Genomic DNA, 16,942 nt, shown 5'->3' on the forward strand with positions numbered 1-16,942 from the left:
TTATGCAAACCGGAGAAAATGAACAAGCCCTGCGTAAAATCATTGATTTTACCCGGCTTATCAGCATTGCCATATTGGTCATTCATTTTTATTTGTGCTGTTACCCGGCATTGAGGGAACTTAAAATGACCCAAAAGATCGTTGACCACGTTTTATTGCCGCTCTCTAAAATGGCGATTTTCAAAACGGTGCTTACTGTTAAATTGAGTGTGTTGCTTTTGCTTATGATATCATTGATCGGAAGTAAGGGCAAACGTGACGAAAAGATCAGGCCGAAAACTATTGTAACCTATTGCTTCACCGGTTTACTGCTTTATTTTATCAGTAGTCTGTTTTTGGTTTTGCCGTTTTCTCTTAAAATAGTAGCAGCACTTTATATCGCTACTACTGCATTCGGTTATCTTCTGTTTATGACAGGTGGCGGCCTTTTGTTCCGAATGCTGAAGCTAAAAATGGGCGGCGATATCTTTAATAAGGAAAACGAAACCTTCCCGCAGGAAGAAAGACTGCTCGAAAATGAATATTCGATCAACCTGCCTGCTAAGTATCAGTTAAAGGGCAAAGAGCGGAATAGCTGGATCAATATCATCAACCCTTTTCGGGGAACTTTGGTTGGCGGTAGTCCAGGTGCCGGTAAATCCTATTTTGTGATTCGCCACATTATCACGCAGCACATCCGTAAAGGGTTCAGCATGCTGATCTATGACTTCAAATACGACGACCTTTCCAGAATTGCCTATAATGCTTTGCTGAAAGAAGGTGGCCGTTCTTTCTATGTAATTAACTTTGAAGAGATCATGCACCGCAGCAATCCACTCGAACCCGATACGATGCTCGACATTACTGACGCGATTGAATCCAGTCGTACGGTGATGCTTGGACTAAACAGGGAATGGATAAAAAAGCAAGGAGATTTCTTCGTGGAATCGCCCATCAACTTCGTCACTGCACTGATGTGGTTCCTGAAAAGATATAAAGGCGGTAAATATTGCACTTTGCCTCATGTTATCGAACTATCGCTGGTAGACTATAAAGACCTTTTTGCGGTGCTGAGCACCGAACCGGAGATTGAAGTCCTGATCAACCCGTTTATTTCGGCCTGGCGGAACGAAGCTTATGAGCAGCTCGAAGGGCAGATCGCAAGCGCCAAAATAAGTTTAGCGCGATTGTCTTCACCACAGCTCTACTACGTGCTCAGCGGGAATGATTTTTCGTTGGATATTAATAATCCTGACGACCCTAAAATCGTTTGCCTGGCTAATAATCCGCAAAAGTCTCAGGTTTACGGGGCTGTATTATCGCTCTATGTTAACAAGATTAATAAGCTGGTGAACCGAAAGAACCAACAGAAATGCAGTCTCATATTCGACGAGTTTCCAACGATTTACTTTAACGGCATTGATAACCTGATCGCGACGGCCCGGTCCAACAAAGTTGCTGTTACGTTAGGCGTGCAGGATTATAGCCAACTGAAAAAAGATTATGGCCGTGAACAGGCTGAAGTGATCATGAATATAGTCGGCAATATTATCTGCGGCCAGGTTACCGGCGATACGGCCAAACAGTTATCTGAACGCTTCGGGAAAATCAATCAGCAAAAAGAAAGTGTCTCCATTAATAGCAGCGATACTTCTGTCAGCCGTTCGACTCAACTGGATTATGCGATACCCGCATCTAAAATTGCAGGTCTGTCATCAGGAGAATTCGTAGGAATGGTTGCTGATGATCCGACCAACAAAATAGAACTCAAGACCTTTCATTGTCAAATACAGAACGATCACAAGGCAATTTCATTGGAAGAAAGTGCCTACCAAACCAGTCCCGATGCCAGAAAGGTTTCCAATACAGAAGTTCAAATGAACTACCAGCGAATCAAAGCAGAGATCAAAGGACTGGTTGAACAACTCGCCAATATTAACAGCTAACCTTACTACGAAGCTTAAGACAGGAATTGCCTTTAGCCAGGTTTGCAATCGCTTTGCGTCATCGCTTTTGTTCCCAGGTTTGATTTGCTTAAATTTACCGGATGACAGATGAGATACCAGGCCTCAATATGGCCGAGCTTCGGCTGCAGGGATTTAAGGTGCATACACTCCCGGCATATGTTGATGTGCCGGCTGTCCACGGACGCCGGGATTTTTATAAAATGGGCCTAATCACCGGCGAAATGACGATCGGTTATGGCGATGAAGTTTTAGAATTGCGGGATACGGTATTGTTTTTTGTCAACCCCCGTGTACCACGTTCGTTGCTGCGCCGCTCTCAGTCAACTACGGGCTATGCCTGTATCTTTACCGAAGCTTTTATGCCTGCGATCGTCAAAAAGTCGCCATTATTTAACGCCGGACAGAACCCGCTTATCCGCCTGGACACCCAACAGGCCATTTTTATGACAGGCATTTTTCAAAAGATGCTGGCCGTTCGGGATGGGGATTATGCCTTTAAAAGCGACCTGATCAAAAACTGTATCGAACTGATCATTCATGAAGCTCTGTCCATACAGCCCCCGGCGCAGCATCTTGTCAACGGCGCTGTCCGTATGACGCATTTATTTATTGACCTGCTGGAAAGGCAATTTCCTATCGAGCATACAGCTGAACCGCTCCGGCTACGAACTGCGCAGGACTTTGCGGCGAAGCTGGCCGTGCATATTAATTACCTGAACCGGGCGGTTAAGACGGTTACCGGTAAGCCGACCTCGGTACATATCGCGGAACGCATCGCGGCGGAGGCCAAAGCTTTGCTGCAGCACACCGACTGGAGTATTGCGGATATCTCCTATGCACTCGGTTTTGCTTACCCGACTTACTTCAATAACTTTTTCAAACGGGTAACCGGTCTTACGCCAAAAGCTTTACGCAAGGTTTGATAATCATACTTATCGGTTTGATTATCGTTTAAACCGCGCCGCATTTAGCCTGACCTTTGGGTCATGAAAATATTAGTTACCGGGGCTACCGGCAAGGTCGGCAGCCGCTTTGTTCCGCGTTTATTAGCCAAAGGTTATGACGTGCGTATTTTAGTTCGTGATGCCGCAAAGGCAACAGCATTGGCGGCAGTGGGTGCCGAGGTGGTTAGCGGCGATCTCTTTGATGCGGGTAGTTTAGCGCCCGCGGTAGCGGGTGTGGATGCTGTGATCCATTTGGCGGCACTGTTCCGCACCTTTACGGACAATGAAGGGATCATTAAAACCAATCATGAGGGATCGGTCGCTTTGGGAGATGCTGCGGTTGCGGCCGGCATCAAACGCTTCATTTTTGTCAGCACCAGCAATGTCTATAGCTCCGGCTACGGGCATCCGGCCAGGGAAGATGACGAAGTTAATGTGAACGACCCAAGGCCGTATGCGTCGAGCAAGATAGCAGCCGAGCAGGAGCTGTTACAGAAACCAATGGATGTTCGCGTATTACGTTTAGGTTTTGTCTATGGGGATAAGGACCCGCATATCGAAGAGATCATCCCGCTGCTCAAAAAAATGAAACGCCACTCTGGGTCGCGTATGCACATGGTGCATCATTTGGATGTGGCACAGGCCTTGATCATGCTGCTGGAAAGAGACGGCCTGAACGGAGAGATCTTTAATATCGCCGATGATGCGCCGATCACCTTATACGAACTGGCCGAATCGGTCGGCAAAGCGGGCGAAGCTTTCGAGGCGGTCGAAGCGCTGCTGACCGATCCGTTCGAGGGCATTACCGATATCGCCAAACTGCGCAAGACCGGCTTCCGGCTGCTCGTGCCCAGTTATTACGTGGCACGGGACCTGGATATTTTGTAAAGGCAATGAAAAGTATTCGGTATCTTCGGTTCAATGACCCATGAAGAAGCTGTATCGTTCATCAAGAGTGCCGTTAAGGGCCACCAGCTACAGTATTGGGCCGATCTGGGCTGCGGGAGCGGTACCTTTACCCGGGCACTGGCCGCTTTATTGCCGCCAGGCAGCCCGGTCACCGCGGTCGACCGGGAAAAGCAGCGCCTCGACATCGAGGGCGTTGATTTTATCCGGGCCGACTTTGATAAAGATGAACTGCAGCTGGAAGAACTCGACGGCATTTTGATCGCCAACGCTTTCCATTACGTTGTGGACAAAGCCGCTTTGATCACCAGGCTGGAACGGATGTTTAGCAGCGAACCTTGTTTTATCATCATCGAATACGAAACCGACCGGCGCAATCCCTGGGTTCCGTATCCCATCCCGTTTGAAAAACTAAAACTGCTGTTTGTCCTGCTCGGTTATCGGAGTGTGTTGAAGATAAACGAGCGGCCATCGGCTTATCGTTCCGCTAATATGTACTGCGCGTTGATCCAAAAATAAGCAAAATGGTGACGTGCTTTTTTTTAACAGTTCGCGCTATTAACCCGCTTTTTCTTCCAGGAAGCTGATCAGGTTTTCCTCCAGAAGATCCGTATTGTAATCTGATTCGGTCGCCAACACAGTAACCGTGATCTCCGCTTCCGAAACTGTGATGTTTAAGGCTGGCCCTTCGATCACTTCGGGAAATAATACATTGATCTCGTCATACACATGCGCATAATCGATGGCCAGGTTTGAACCCAGTTTGCCATTGATATAGTCTGCGAAATCTGTTTTTAATAAGTCAAACAGCTTTTCTGCGCTGAGTGGCTGAATATTTTTGATAGTTGCCATAGGCTTGCATAAGGGTTGAAGTCGTATTAAGTTTCACTGATCAGCCAAATAGTTGCCTATCTTCAGACATTAGGCTCATTTAACGCTTTTCCAATCTGTTTTTCCGGATTTGACTAAATAATGGGCTGTATTGAGGGCGGTGCCAGTTGTATTTTTACTTTCTCCAGCAGCACGTCGATGTCAAATGGTTTGGCCATAAAATCGTTCGGTGCGCCGATCTGATCCAGTGTCCGCGCCAAGTCATGGGTGCCGGAAATCAGAATTACGGGTATGTGCAGGGTTTGCTCCTCAGCTTTCATTTTGGTGCAGATCACCCGGCCGTCCAGGTTCGCCAGCATCACATCCATCAATACCAGGTGCGGATTGAACTGGCTGATCACGGCAAAAACTTCTTCGCCGGTGTTCAGCATCTGCACTTCATAGCCGCTGTCGGTCAACAGAAAACTTACCACATCCAAAATATCCTGGTCATCGTCCAGGATCAGTATTCGTTTTCCCATAGCTTTATTTTGTAGCTCTGTTGCGAAGACAGTGCCAGTAATCAGGATCTGATTTTAAAAGCGTACTTTCGTACGGGAATCAACGATGAACGCTATAGCATTACCTGTTCCAGAGAATGAAGCCGAAAGGCTGGCCGCCCTGCAATCTTACGCGATCATAGACAGCGGTGAGGAAGCGGATTTTGATGCTATTGCTTCGATCGCCTCTGCAATTTGCCATACGCCTATCTCCTTGATCACTTTCATTGATGAAAAACGGCAGTGGTTCAAGTCGCATATCGGTACTACCCTTACCGAAAATTTCCGGGATTTATCTTTTTGTACTTATGCGATTGCGGAGCCTGAGCAGATCATGATCGTACCAGACGCCTCTCAGGATCATCGTTTCGCCGAAAACCCGGTGGTGACCGAAGCTAATGTTACTTTTTATGCAGGTGTTCCTCTGGTCAATGAAGATGGCTTCGCATTGGGAACATTGTGCGTGCTCGATCAGAAACCGCATGATTTTAATGAAGTGCAGGTTGATGCCTTAAAGGCGCTGGCCAAGCAGGTTGTAGATAAGATCGAATTGCGCCGCAAGGTGCTTGCGCTGCAGCAAACCAACCAGGAACTCATTAACGCGAATGTATTGATCCAGAAGTTTGCCTCGATGGCAGCGCACGATATTAAAAATCCCTTAAGCAGCATCCGGCTAACCTCTCAGGCATTACGGACGCGACAGGAAATCACACAGAGCGATGGTTGCCTGCGTTTGGTCAATATGAATATTTCCGCGGCGGATAATTTGTTGGCATTAGTTGATGAGATGATGGCGTATTCCAAAAATCCACAGCTCCTTTTAGAAAAGCGTCAGGATTTTGAGTTGAATGCGCTGATCAGCAAGATTCAGGGTTTACTTAACGTACCCGACAGTGTCCGCATCCTATTGCCTGAGGCTAAGCACCAATTGCATTATTCTATTATTGCGGTGGAGCAACTGCTGATCAATCTGCTGAGTAATGCGATCCGTTATAATGATAAACCGGAGGCCATCATTCAAATCAGGTTCGAGGAAAATGAAGCTTTCTACCTGTTTGAAGTTGAGGATAATGGGCGGGGTATTCCGGAAGAATATCTGGAAAAAATTTTCAGCAATAATTTCACTTTAAAAACGAAGGACCGTTTTGATACCCTGGGTTCAGGCATCGGATTGGCCACTGTTAAGGATCTTCTGTATCTTCTAGGCAGTAGCATCGCGGTCAGGTCTGTAGTCGGCGAAGGCACTACCTTTGTCATCCGTTTAACAAAGTAATCACAACAGCAGCACACTAGTATTTCAAAGAGACGGGCATCAGTAAGTTACTGTCGTCCGCTTTGACATCATCATGGTTTCTTTAAGAAACGGGATAAGTTACATTAAAGCGTGGCGAGCTTAGCCAGTTTTTCTGCAACCGCCTTAATCAGTGAAATGTCTGCCGTACGCACAGATCCTGATTCTTCCGGATTGATCAATGCCCGGTAACCGCCTTCTTCATCCGGTTCAAAGGCAAATGTCACTTCATCGATCAGTACAGCGATGCGGTGAGTATAGCCCCACCGTTCAAAACGAGCCTTGAATTCATGTTCCGTTCCCTGGTAAATCACCGGAATAATAAACGGTTCATTCATAACTTAGAATTTGATTTTTGATGAGTCGGTGATAATGATCTCCGGTTTTCCTTTGTAATCAATGACTACACCCTCTATGGTGATCGTTTTATTCTCCAATTGGTTCCCTAATTCTTTGGCCTTGCCTTTCAATGCAACGGTCAGTAATTGGTTAGGATAAGCTGCACCCAAATTAACCAGTATCATGCTCCCGATATCTTTGCTGCCATAAACTTTTCCTTGTGTAATTACGTTTTTTCCTATTGCGTTTTTAACATCCTCCAGTTTCACAGAACCTGCAATTTCAGTACTTACCGGTGGTGGCGGCATAAGTGTTACAATTGCGGTTTTTACCTGCTCATTGTTAAGCAGCTTATTGAGTTCACCTGCTAAACGGATGCCGGCCTGGTCTATTCGTTTATGAATGACACCGATATACTTTTGGTAATAGGCCTCGTCAATTTGCTGGCCTGGCTTTGTTTTTGCGTAAAATTCGCTGCTGATCTGGTAACTTTCCCATATCCATTCCATCGGGCTGTCCGCTTGCCACTGTTTTATTTGCGCAGGCGTAGCTATATCGTAAGTCCTGGCGATATCGGCTTCACTTAAACCTTCGTGATCGATCAGTTTACTGTCCCACAGGCTGTGCAGGTTAGTGCCCTTGTTATCGAAACGCACCTGAATGGTGTTGCCGCCTTTGTCTTCCTTGCGGCTGATGTGCATCGGCTGGTGTGCGTCACCGACCAAATGAATCAGGTATTTAATGCTTCGTTTTTTTGCTCGGGGCTCAGTGTTTTGTCTTTCAGTGTTGCCTCTGTTTTTAAGATAGCCGTATAAGTATTATTATCGCTTTGCTGCACCGCCTGAACGAATTGCTCATGGGTCAGGCCTATAGGAAAATTAATGAAGTGCCATAAGGCGGTTGCTTTATTTTTATTTTCATCGGCCCAAGTGGCTACATCGGCCATGCCTTCACCTTTAAGGTAAGCTGAGACTACATAGGCGGTGTTACTGGTCAGGTGTTTTTGTGCAATGGTCGCGATAGCGCGGTGTCCTTTGAAACCCCATGAAATTAATGCTACGGAAAGGCCTATCAGGCAGAAATTAAACAGTTTCTTCATGCTGCGAATATAATTGGAGGATGCTTTATAAATTATTAGTGTTGGTAAATATCATATGACCACCCGGAAAGTGAGGTTGATCCGTGCTTTCATCGGTTTAACTGATTTGGCGATCCGATGCTCCCAATGTTCCTGTAAACCACTTTTCATCAGCAGGAATGAGCCGTGTTCCAGACGAACGGAATACTTCTCGCTATGATCGGTTTTATTGCGAATATCAAAACTTCGGACTTGTCCGAAACTGACCGAAGCGATCACAGGGTGCCTGCCCAAAATACTTTCCTTATCACTATTCCAGGCGACAGAATCATTACCGTCGCGGTAATAATTTAACAACACACTATTAAATTTGATACCCGCTAAAGGCTCGACGACCTCTTTAACCGCCAGTAACTCCGGTGTCCATGGCGTCGGATTGGATATCCTGCCCAGATGGGAATAATCGGTACCGAGATCACCATACCATGCAGTAAGCCTCGGGGTAACCACTTCCTTATCATACATCTTTTGTACCGTTTGTTTCCATGGTGCATCCGCTATAAACTTTTGAAGGAAGAAATCACCCTCATCCCGGGTAAACAAACCGGGGAAATATTCCAGGAAATCGGTAGGCAGGCCCTTACTTTGTCCTGCCTCGGGGAAAAAACACAATTGCTCCATCATTTATCCTCCATATATGCCTTTGCCTTCGGGTATTTGTCCGTTTCATACCAGGCAGTTAAAGGCCGGTCGGACGGGAAGCCGAACTGTTCACGGTATGCTTTACGCTCACCGGTGAAGTTCCACCAGCGTTTACTTTCATCTTTGTGTTCAATGTAATGAATGAGCAGGCGGTAAGAATCTTCCACGCATGGGTCCGCCCAGCAACCGCAATGCCTTTCATAGGCGTCAAACAATTCCACCGCACTTTTTCCTTTTATTTGTTCCAGCGAGTAATAACCCTGCTGCATCAATTCCCTGGCAAAGCCGATTCCCAGTGACGGAATACTTTGAAACTCCGCCAAAGCTGCCAATTCTCTGGCGCGCTCAGGTGAAGCGTCCAGCATGGCCGCAATCTCATCGGGCGCATAATCCCGCAGCATCTTTTGGCTGATCTTTTTTGCTTTTAACTTCTGTTTTTCTTCAGCCGAAAGTTCAAAATCAATATTCTTTTTCATAAGTCCCTGATCAAATTATCCATTTCTTTATGACTACCGCTGATAAGCCCGGCGACTTCTTCCTGCTCTTCTATACTCAGTACCTGACCATCGTATATCCAGTTATCCTCCGCATCAAAAAGAATGCGGCCAATAAAACGCTCCGCTAAAGCATCGTACAAGTGATAACCTTCGCCATTATCCGGCAAAATACGTACCCATCTTGCCGCACTTGTTTTGGCCGTTTTAGGCTTCTCCTCGAACAACTTACTTCTCATTAAAACAAAAGTGGAGAAAAAAATGTAAAAAAGAATGAAATAATGCTAAAAATATTAGCATAACTTTATAGTCCCAAATTTGACGTGTTATGGTGCCATTTAATATAGAACTCGAACTTGAAAATAAACAGCTGATAATCAGCGTCGAACAACTGGATCAATTGGCCGATACCGAAGGTTTTATGCGCTATCAGGTAACGGCGGCAATGCGCAGATCCGTGATCTGCGTGAATGTCGAAGATGGGGTGCCTCCCTTATTTACGCCCCAGGATGTGGAGGCGTATTTTGAAGCGGTGTACTATCCTGAAGAAGCCGATGCTTATAGCACCGAAGAGGTATTTACCAATATGGAACTGCGTCAGATCGCGGCGGCGGTCAGGTTATACAACCGCTCACAAAAACTGAGTTTCGACCAAATGCACTTCGATTTTTAATACCCCTGAAAATGAACACGACAAAAGAACAAATCATCAGCAAACTGCGCCAGGATATGATTGGCTGGGAGGGCTTCCGGCCGCCACAGCCGGGCATGGCGAACGATATGGGCCTCGGACCGGTGGCGATGGCTTTTCCCAACGGCATTTTTCCAACCGGAGCTATTCACGAATTTATCAGTACCTGCCCTGAAGACACCGCCGCAAGCGGCGGGTTTATCGCAGGCGTTGTACAAAAATTGATGGACCGTGGCGGTGCCTGCCTTTGGATCAGCTATACCCGCCGCATTTATCCGCCAGCGTTAAAACTGTTCGGGGTTGATCCCGACCGGGTTATTTTTGTGGATGTACCATTACAAAAAGATGTGCTTTGGGTTACCGAGGAGGCGTTAAAATGTGAAGGTGTTGTTACGGTGATCTGCGAAACGCAGCATCTTAGCTTTACAGAATCCCAGCGCCTGCAATTAGCCGTCGAAAAAAGTCATGTGACCGGCTTTGTGCTGCGCAAAGACGTTAAAAAATCCAATACCACCGCTTGCGCTGCCCGCTGGCAGGTTCGCCCGGTTCGCAGCCAGTTAAGGGCCGGTATGCCTGGTGTCGGTCACCCGCGCTGGCAGGTCGAATTATTGAAAGTAAGAAACGGCAGGCCCGGAAACTGGACTGTAGAATGGAAGAAAAAAGCTTTCCAGACTGTTATAGCACCTCAGATCATCGAACAAACCCGACTGTATGCCTAAACGGTTTGCATCCATATGGTTCCGGCATTTACTCACAGACCAAAAGGCGATCCGCCAGCCTGGCCTGAAAGGGAAGTCCTATGTCTTCGCTGAACCGGATCACGGACGCATGCTTATTACCGCACTGACGGAAGAAGCCGGCAAATATGGCGTAACAGAAGGTATGACTGTTGCAGATGCACGGGTCATCGCACCCGACCTCCAGGTTTTTGACGGAAAGCCCGGCAGAAATATCAAATTGTTAACCGGACTTGCCGAATGGTTTCTGCGTTATACGCCGCTCATACAGCTCGATCCGCCTGACGGCTTACTGTTGGATGTGACAGGTTGCACGCACTTGAAAGGCGGTGAAAAAGCTTATTTGCAGGAAATTGTTTCCCGCTTAAAAATTATAGGTTACGATATTAGACCGGCAATTGCTGATACCATCGGAACAGCCTGGGGTGTGGCCCGCTGTGCGCCATCCGGCCTTATTGTACCCGTAGGGGAACACCGAAACGCACTCATGCCCCTGACACCTTCAGCACTCCGTTTGCCGATGAGTCAGCTGCTGAAACTGCAAAATCTCGGTTTGCACCAGGTCAGCAGCTTTATTTATATGCCCAATTCTGTTTTGCGCCGCCGATTCGGTAAGGATATGGTACTTCGCCTGCAACAGGCGCTCGGGCAAGAGCCGGAATATTTATTTCCGCTTAAAGAACCAATACCCTACAGTGAACGCCTTGAATGCCTGGAGCCGGTCCGTACACGCACGGCTATAGAGATAGGACTCAATGACCTTCTTGAAAAACTTTGCAAAAGGCTCTATGGTGAAGGGCTGGGATTGCGCTCCGCTGTGCTGACCTGGTACCGGGTGGACGGAAAGAACGGTAACATCGCTATTGGCACCAACCATGCCAGTAACCGGGTACAGCACCTGTTCAAACTTTTTTTTAATAAGCTGGAAACCATAGCGCCGGGCCTGGGTATTGAACTATTCGTTTTAGATGCGCTGAAAACTGAACCGGTCAGTGATAAGCAAAGTGAACTCTGGTCATCTAAAGGCGGCGCGGATAGTGAAGAGGTGGCCGAACTGCTCGACCGCGTTGCGGGCCGGATAGGCAATGCCCATATCAATCGCTACCTGCCGGGTGAACATTACTGGCCGGAACGCACTCCGGAACCGAACGCTAACCTCAAAAAGAAACCCGAAAGCGACTGGCGCACCGATAAACCGCGTCCGATGCAAATACTGGATCATCCGGAATGTATTGAAGCCATGTCGCTAACCCCTGATTACCCGCCCAAGCTATTTATCTGGAAAGGCGAACAGCATGTTATTGTAGGGGCCGATGGCCCCGAGCGTATCGAACGTGAATGGTGGCTTGAACCGGGGGAACACCGGGATTACTATATCGCTGAAGATGAAGCAGGTCGCCGCTACTGGCTTTTCCGTTCAGGTCACTATAATGCGGAGAATAATCAGCACTGGTATTTACATGGCTTTTTCGCATGAGTTACGTCGAATTACAGGTCACCAGCAATTTCAGTTTTCGCCGAGGCGGAAGCCACCCGGAAGAACTTGTCGACCAGGCGGCGGATCTGCATTATGACGCGATCGGTATTACTGACCGTAATACTTTTGCTGGTGTAGTCCGTGCTTACCAGGTTGCCAAAGACCGCAATATCCGGCTGATTCCCGGCGTGCGCCTCGATTTACTTGACGGGCCAAGCTTATTGGCTTATCCGACTGATAAAGAAGCCTACGCCAGACTTTCGGCGCTGCTGACACTCGGAAATCTCCGCGCTGAAAAGGAAAAATGTTATATATCTAAAAGAGATGTCTATCAGCATGCTGAGGGTTCTTATTTCATTATCATACCGCCCGATAAAATCACACAGGATTTTGAATTTGAACTTGTTTTTACGCATCACGTTCAGGACTACCGGCAAAACCTGCCTAATCTGTATTTAGCGGCAACAAAGTATTATACCGGTGATGATGCCAAGCGCCTGTTCCTTTTAGCCGAACTAAACATCCCGCTTGTCGCCACTAACGATGTGCATTATCATCATGTATCAAGACGTGAACTGCAAGATATTCTCACCTGCGTGCGGGAGAAATGTACCATTTTTAACGCCGGATATAAACTGCATCAGAATGCAGAAAGGCATCTTAAAGAAAAAACCGAGATGGAGCGCCTTTTCCGTAATTACCCCGAAGCTATCATAAACTCCCGGACTATTGCCGATGCCTGTTGGTTCGATCTGAGAACACTGAAGTATAAATATCCAAGTGAACTGACTACCGGCGGCCGTACGCCTCAGCAGCAATTGGAATACCTTGCCTGGAAAGGGGCCAACAGTTTTTATAATAATGAAATACCTGCAAAAGTTAAAAAGGCCCTCGACGATGAACTGGAAATAATTGCTGAACTGGATGTTGCGGATTATTTCCTGACTGTGGAAGATTATGTAACCTGGGCGAGGAACCAGAATATCCTCTGCCAGGGCCGGGGATCTGCTGCCAATTCCGCGGTTTGCTTTGTACTCGGCATTACTTCGGTCGCTCCGGATAAATCCAATTTACTTTTTGCCCGTTTCCTCTCTAAAGAACGCAACGAGCCACCCGATATAGACGTGGACTTTGAGCATGAGCGGCGGGAAGAGGTTATACAGTATGTTTATAACAGATTTGGTCGTGACCGTGCGGCGATCCTGCCAACCGTATTTATGCTTCATTACAAAGGGGCGGTAAATGATGTAGGCCGTGCCATGGGACTTTCGGTAGATGTAGTTAAACAATTATCCGACGCTTATGGCGAACTGTCCGATGAAGAAATCACAGCCGAACAAGTCAGCGCTTTAGGGCTTAATCATAAAGATCCTCATTTACTCAAGGTGATTGAATTAACTTCACTGCTGATCGGCTTTCCGCGTCAACTCGGCCAGCATACGGGTGGCTTTGTAATTACTGATGGCAAACTAAGCGACCTTTGCCCGATTTTTCATGCCCGCATGGAGAACCGTACTAATATTGAATGGAATAAAGATGATATCGATGCGCTCGGTTTCATGAAAGTTGATATTCTGGCGTTGGGTATGCTGACCTGCATCCGCAAGGCTTTTGATCTCGTGCAAAACTATTACGGTATCACACTTACTTTGGCCAATATTCCGCAGGACGATCCCAAAGTTTATGAAATGATAACGGCCGCCGACACACTCGGCGTATTCCAGATAGAGAGCCGCGCGCAAATGTCCATGCTGCCCCGCATGAAACCTACCTGTTTTTATGACCTGGTAATTGAAGTGGCTATTGTGCGGCCCGGCCCGATACAGGGCGATATGGTGCACCCTTATATCAGGCGAAGAAATGGCGAAGAAGCAGTAGATTATCCATCTGAAGAAATCCGGTCTATTCTTGAACGCACTCTCGGTGTGCCGCTTTTCCAGGAACAAGCGATGGAACTGGCCATCGTAGCTGCCGGATTTACTCCTGGCGAAGCTGACCTGCTCCGTCGGACAATGGCAACTTTCAAATTCAATGGTATGGTCAGCAAGTTCGAACATAAACTGATTAACGGCATGACCTCCCGTGGTTATACGGAAGAATACGCACGCCGTATTTTCAAACAGCTCGAAGGCTTCGGTAGCTATGGTTTCCCCGAAAGTCATGCCGCAAGTTTCGCCTTACTTGTTTACGTTTCCTGCTGGCTGAAATTTTATTACCCCGAAGTATTTGCGACTGCGCTTCTTAACAGCCAGCCAATGGGTTTTTACCAGCCTGCACAGATCGTGCGTAACGCGCGTGAACATGGTGTAAAAATGCTGCCCATCGATGTGAACCTTTCGCAATGGGACAATACGCTGGAAGCTAAACAGGGCCGGTATTTTCCGCTGCGCTTAGGGTTTCGGGAGATTGACGGTATCCGTCAGGACGAAATGGAAAAACTGATAGCCGGGCGCATTCGACCCTATACAGCGCCTCACCAAATCTGCGATTCCGGTGTTAGCGTAGCAACGATGGAGCGCCTCGCCAATGCCGATGCCTTCCGTTCAATGGATCTGGATCGCCGGCGCGCGCTTTGGGAAGTTTCCGCCCTGCATGACCGTCCAGTTCAACTTATGCAGGGCCAGCCTTCGGAAAGCCTGCACGAGCCCGAAGTTAATCTGCCCGAATTACGCCTTTCCGAACACGTTGTACAGGATTATGCAACTACCGGCCTTTCGATCAAAGGGCACCCGCTTAGTTTTATACGCCATACACTTGAGTTGTTACATATCAAAACCGCTAAGGACGCTAATCAAACCGAGAACAAAACAGTGATCAAAACAGCGGGCCTTATTCTCATCCGCCAGAGGCCCGGTACTGCTAAAGGTGTTTGCTTTATTACGCTTGAAGATGAAACGGGCACTACCAATCTGGTTGTATTTCCCAAATTATTTGACAAATACCGTAAAGAGATCCTGCACGCTCGGCTCCTTATGGTTGAAGGTGTTGTTGAACGTACAGAAGTTACGCATATAATTGTGCGCCGCGTCTTTGATATTACGAAGCTATTAGGCGATTTAACCGCCATACGTAATGAAAAACAGCCGATACTTACGCTATCCCGTGCCGATGAAAAAGCATCGCCATTCGTACCTATGGATAAACCTCTAAAAAGTCAGCAAGCGGAAGATGCCATTCACAAGGGCAGGAATTTTAAATAACGTTCGGATTGACAATTCCGTCGGGATTAAAATTTACATTACCGTCTGGCACTTGTCCCGCCTCAAATCCATTAGTATTCAGCTGGATATAGAAATTTTCTTGTGGTGTTGCAAACAAAGTCACAAAACTGCGAACCCTATTGCCGGAATAGGATACCAAATCCTCGATTATATTGTCATTTAAACCGAAATGACGGCCCAAACGTCGAACCGCATCCCTGGCACGATCTGATGAAGATAATATGGATTGATAATTTTCGAGGATATCAATAAGGTCATCTATAAATGATTGCCTTGTTAGGGGATCAGCCAACGCACGAGCTATTTCTCGTTCTAACTGTTGTTTTGCTTCCTGCGTCGCTCGATCGGGGTTTCTTATGTCATTAAGAATTTCAACTACAATAGGTCTATTAGAATTAATAGGAATGCGAATGCGCACTTTTACTCGTTTACCGCGAATACGCCAATAAGTAGTTTTATCAATGTGAATATCATTTGCCGTATTATCCCAAGTAATGTGTTCCCGGTTTCCCCACCGATGCGCATCAACGCGAATGGTTTGGTTTTCCAATAATTCCCGCATGTGTTTTATTATGCAGCGGGGTAAGTTAACTCCTCAGTAGTGTCTAAGTACACCATATCAATCGGGGGCAAAGTATCATAGTTTGTCGGGTTAGCTACCCGCTCGGTTAAATATTCTTTGGTGATCGTACAGAAATCCATTGCACTCGATGGCACTTGTGTACGGGCCAAGATTTGCGCCCGTTCTTTAGAGATATCTGTCATCAGCCATTCGTAAGCAAGGTCCTCATTCAGCACTGTCGGCATCCGCATTTTCGAGTTATGGATTTGTGACATTAAAGCATTGGCCGGGGTCGTACCCAACGCGAAGGTATAAATCAGTTCACCTGTTTCCTCATCCAGTATTTGATTGTACAGGCCAGGGAACCAAAAGTACTCGGTATCCTTCATGGTAACGATATAAGGGTATTTATCGGTAGCCTTCAACGGCTCACCTTTCTTACCGATCTTTTGGACATGGCGGTTTTCTACAATACCGGTAGATAACACCAAACAGCGGCGCCCTTTATTAATCGCATCGGCCCACATCGAGCGTTGTCCTTTTTCATTGATAAACATATTCTCGGATTTGAAATTCATCGTTGTATAGGAACGAACAAAAGCTTGGGCGGCTTCATGTGTCTTAATCGCTCCCGGTAAATAACCCCAATGGCCAAGCGTTAAATCGAAATCAGTTTTATCTGCATTTGCTACGGCAATTGCCGAAGGCTGGAACATAAAACCATTATGTACGCCAACATTCAGGAAATTATAATTCCTTACAGCTTTCTCCAGATTTTTTAGTCGAATAAACTCGGTGCGGGTAACTTTTTGTCCGTTGTAGTAACACATGATTGATTCCTCCTGTAGTCACGAAGATAAGCAGCAACTGCCTTACCTGCAAATTCTGCTTCTTCCTGCCGTCCTTCAGGAACAGATGTCCAAAATTTTTCGTCATCGCTGTTCGTGGCCACCGTGATATTTAACGGCGGGCGACGACCTTGGAACACAATATGGAATATTTTAGCAGACTTGATCGTATGGTCAGTTACCCGGGCACTCTGCCCGTTCACTTCAATTTCAAATGCCTTCGGATCATTCATTAAAGCAAATATTACTAAAATATTTAGTAAATCCAAATAAGAAAAAATCGGATCTACTATATAATAAAAGTCCCCAAACACTCGCTGCCGGGGACTTTCAACC

18 protein-coding genes and 1 pseudogene are annotated in these 16,942 nt (G+C 46.8%); 9 read left to right on the forward strand and 10 right to left on the reverse strand.

Features of this window, described 5'->3' with window-relative positions; all coding sequences use genetic code 11:
- Positions 1–2 precede the first annotated feature (2 nt).
- From mobC to ACEN82_RS11220, 4 genes are all read left to right on the forward strand, one after another.
- Positions 3–1,925 (forward strand): conjugal transfer protein MobC, encoded by a 1,923-nt coding sequence (gene mobC, locus ACEN82_RS11205; protein ID WP_413320545.1) that lies wholly within the window; start codon positions 3–5, stop codon positions 1,923–1,925.
- 101 nt (positions 1,926–2,026) lie between these two features.
- Complete coding sequence (locus ACEN82_RS11210) at positions 2,027–2,869, forward strand: helix-turn-helix domain-containing protein (protein ID WP_413320547.1); 843 nt, start codon at positions 2,027–2,029, stop codon at positions 2,867–2,869.
- 63 nt (positions 2,870–2,932) lie between these two features.
- Positions 2,933–3,778, forward strand: coding sequence for an NAD-dependent epimerase/dehydratase family protein (locus tag ACEN82_RS11215; protein WP_413320549.1), 846 nt, complete (start codon positions 2,933–2,935; stop codon positions 3,776–3,778).
- A gap of 33 nt (positions 3,779–3,811) precedes the next feature.
- Positions 3,812–4,315 (forward strand): class I SAM-dependent methyltransferase, encoded by a 504-nt coding sequence (locus ACEN82_RS11220; RefSeq protein WP_413320551.1) that lies wholly within the window; start codon positions 3,812–3,814, stop codon positions 4,313–4,315.
- Between the two features lie 39 nt (positions 4,316–4,354).
- Here ACEN82_RS11220 and ACEN82_RS11225 read toward each other — a convergent pair whose 3' ends face one another.
- Both ACEN82_RS11225 and ACEN82_RS11230 read right to left on the reverse strand, forming a co-directional pair.
- Positions 4,355–4,648, reverse strand: coding sequence for a hypothetical protein (locus ACEN82_RS11225; protein ID WP_413320553.1), 294 nt, complete (start codon positions 4,646–4,648; stop codon positions 4,355–4,357).
- A 113-nt stretch (positions 4,649–4,761) separates the two neighbouring features.
- The gene (locus tag ACEN82_RS11230) at positions 4,762–5,148 is read right to left on the reverse strand and encodes a response regulator (RefSeq protein WP_413320555.1); all 387 of its coding nucleotides are present in this window, start codon (positions 5,146–5,148) and stop codon (positions 4,762–4,764) included.
- An 85-nt stretch (positions 5,149–5,233) separates the two neighbouring features.
- On the opposite strand from ACEN82_RS11230, the gene ACEN82_RS11235 reads away from it, so the two are divergent.
- Complete coding sequence (locus tag ACEN82_RS11235) at positions 5,234–6,439, forward strand: sensor histidine kinase (protein ID WP_413320557.1); 1,206 nt, start codon at positions 5,234–5,236, stop codon at positions 6,437–6,439.
- A 104-nt stretch (positions 6,440–6,543) separates the two neighbouring features.
- Here ACEN82_RS11235 and ACEN82_RS11240 read toward each other — a convergent pair whose 3' ends face one another.
- From ACEN82_RS11240 to ACEN82_RS11260, 5 genes and pseudogenes are all read right to left on the reverse strand, one after another.
- Positions 6,544–6,795, reverse strand: a complete 252-nt coding sequence (locus ACEN82_RS11240; protein ID WP_413320559.1) for a hypothetical protein — start codon at positions 6,793–6,795, stop codon at positions 6,544–6,546.
- Positions 6,796–6,798: 3 nt separating this feature from the next.
- Positions 6,799–7,895 (reverse strand): annotated as a pseudogene (locus ACEN82_RS11245) (S1/P1 nuclease).
- Positions 7,896–7,946: 51 nt separating this feature from the next.
- Positions 7,947–8,558 (reverse strand): alpha-ketoglutarate-dependent dioxygenase AlkB family protein, encoded by a 612-nt coding sequence (locus tag ACEN82_RS11250; protein ID WP_413320561.1) that lies wholly within the window; start codon positions 8,556–8,558, stop codon positions 7,947–7,949.
- Positions 8,555–9,052 carry a helix-hairpin-helix domain-containing protein gene (locus ACEN82_RS11255; RefSeq protein ID WP_413320563.1) on the reverse strand — a complete coding sequence of 166 codons (498 nt, stop codon included), beginning with the start codon at positions 9,050–9,052 and terminating at the stop codon, positions 8,555–8,557. Before ACEN82_RS11255 ends, ACEN82_RS11250 begins: the two co-directional genes overlap by 4 nt.
- Positions 9,049–9,309, reverse strand: coding sequence for a hypothetical protein (locus ACEN82_RS11260; RefSeq protein ID WP_413320565.1), 261 nt, complete (start codon positions 9,307–9,309; stop codon positions 9,049–9,051). Before ACEN82_RS11260 ends, ACEN82_RS11255 begins: the two co-directional genes overlap by 4 nt.
- Positions 9,310–9,398: 89 nt before the next feature.
- On the opposite strand from ACEN82_RS11260, the gene ACEN82_RS11265 reads away from it, so the two are divergent.
- The 4 genes from ACEN82_RS11265 to ACEN82_RS11280 are packed head-to-tail and all read left to right on the forward strand — an operon-like array spanning position 9,399 to position 15,175.
- Positions 9,399–9,743 (forward strand): hypothetical protein, encoded by a 345-nt coding sequence (locus ACEN82_RS11265; RefSeq protein ID WP_413320567.1) that lies wholly within the window; start codon positions 9,399–9,401, stop codon positions 9,741–9,743.
- A gap of 11 nt (positions 9,744–9,754) precedes the next feature.
- Entirely contained in the window at positions 9,755–10,480 is a 726-nt protein-coding gene (locus ACEN82_RS11270) for an ImuA family protein (protein WP_413320569.1), read from the forward strand.
- Entirely contained in the window at positions 10,473–11,975 is a 1,503-nt protein-coding gene (locus ACEN82_RS11275) for a Y-family DNA polymerase (protein ID WP_413320571.1), read from the forward strand. Before ACEN82_RS11270 ends, ACEN82_RS11275 begins: the two co-directional genes overlap by 8 nt.
- Positions 11,972–15,175 (forward strand): error-prone DNA polymerase, encoded by a 3,204-nt coding sequence (locus tag ACEN82_RS11280; protein WP_413320573.1) that lies wholly within the window; start codon positions 11,972–11,974, stop codon positions 15,173–15,175. The genes ACEN82_RS11275 and ACEN82_RS11280 overlap by 4 nt, the downstream gene beginning before the upstream one ends.
- On the opposite strand, the gene ACEN82_RS11285 is transcribed toward ACEN82_RS11280, so the two are convergent.
- From ACEN82_RS11285 to ACEN82_RS11295, 3 genes are read right to left on the reverse strand one after another with little or no spacing between them, the layout of a single operon-like run.
- A complete protein-coding gene (locus tag ACEN82_RS11285) occupies positions 15,168–15,746 on the reverse strand; it encodes a hypothetical protein (RefSeq protein WP_495644123.1) in 579 nt (192 codons plus the stop codon). The genes ACEN82_RS11280 and ACEN82_RS11285 overlap by 8 nt on opposite strands.
- Positions 15,747–15,766: 20 nt before the next feature.
- Positions 15,767–16,588, reverse strand: coding sequence for an SOS response-associated peptidase family protein (locus ACEN82_RS11290; RefSeq protein ID WP_413320577.1), 822 nt, complete (start codon positions 16,586–16,588; stop codon positions 15,767–15,769).
- Positions 16,537–16,875, reverse strand: coding sequence for a hypothetical protein (locus ACEN82_RS11295; RefSeq protein ID WP_413320579.1), 339 nt, complete (start codon positions 16,873–16,875; stop codon positions 16,537–16,539). Before ACEN82_RS11295 ends, ACEN82_RS11290 begins: the two co-directional genes overlap by 52 nt.
- Between the last annotated feature and the right edge of the window lie 67 nt (positions 16,876–16,942).

It is taken from the genome of Mucilaginibacter sp. Mucisp73, from assembly GCF_059491465.1.

Excerpts from the sequence above, each read along its gene's own strand:
- mobC (WP_413320545.1), top strand. The coding sequence starts at position 3 with ATGCAAACCGGAGAAAATGAACAAGCCCTGCGTAAAATCATTGATTTT.
- ACEN82_RS11210 (WP_413320547.1), top strand. The coding sequence starts at position 2,027 with ATGACAGATGAGATACCAGGCCTCAATATGGCCGAGCTTCGGCTGCAG.
- ACEN82_RS11215 (WP_413320549.1), top strand. The coding sequence starts at position 2,933 with ATGAAAATATTAGTTACCGGGGCTACCGGCAAGGTCGGCAGCCGCTTT.
- ACEN82_RS11220 (WP_413320551.1), top strand. The coding sequence starts at position 3,812 with ATGACCCATGAAGAAGCTGTATCGTTCATCAAGAGTGCCGTTAAGGGC.
- ACEN82_RS11225 (WP_413320553.1), bottom strand. The coding sequence starts at position 4,648 with ATGGCAACTATCAAAAATATTCAGCCACTCAGCGCAGAAAAGCTGTTT.
- ACEN82_RS11230 (WP_413320555.1), bottom strand. The coding sequence starts at position 5,148 with ATGGGAAAACGAATACTGATCCTGGACGATGACCAGGATATTTTGGAT.
- ACEN82_RS11235 (WP_413320557.1), top strand. The coding sequence starts at position 5,234 with ATGAACGCTATAGCATTACCTGTTCCAGAGAATGAAGCCGAAAGGCTG.
- ACEN82_RS11240 (WP_413320559.1), bottom strand. The coding sequence starts at position 6,795 with ATGAATGAACCGTTTATTATTCCGGTGATTTACCAGGGAACGGAACAT.
- ACEN82_RS11250 (WP_413320561.1), bottom strand. The coding sequence starts at position 8,558 with ATGATGGAGCAATTGTGTTTTTTCCCCGAGGCAGGACAAAGTAAGGGC.
- ACEN82_RS11255 (WP_413320563.1), bottom strand. The coding sequence starts at position 9,052 with ATGAAAAAGAATATTGATTTTGAACTTTCGGCTGAAGAAAAACAGAAG.
- ACEN82_RS11260 (WP_413320565.1), bottom strand. The coding sequence starts at position 9,309 with ATGAGAAGTAAGTTGTTCGAGGAGAAGCCTAAAACGGCCAAAACAAGT.
- ACEN82_RS11265 (WP_413320567.1), top strand. The coding sequence starts at position 9,399 with ATGGTGCCATTTAATATAGAACTCGAACTTGAAAATAAACAGCTGATA.
- ACEN82_RS11270 (WP_413320569.1), top strand. The coding sequence starts at position 9,755 with ATGAACACGACAAAAGAACAAATCATCAGCAAACTGCGCCAGGATATG.
- ACEN82_RS11275 (WP_413320571.1), top strand. The coding sequence starts at position 10,473 with ATGCCTAAACGGTTTGCATCCATATGGTTCCGGCATTTACTCACAGAC.
- ACEN82_RS11280 (WP_413320573.1), top strand. The coding sequence starts at position 11,972 with ATGAGTTACGTCGAATTACAGGTCACCAGCAATTTCAGTTTTCGCCGA.
- ACEN82_RS11290 (WP_413320577.1), bottom strand. The coding sequence starts at position 16,588 with ATGTGTTACTACAACGGACAAAAAGTTACCCGCACCGAGTTTATTCGA.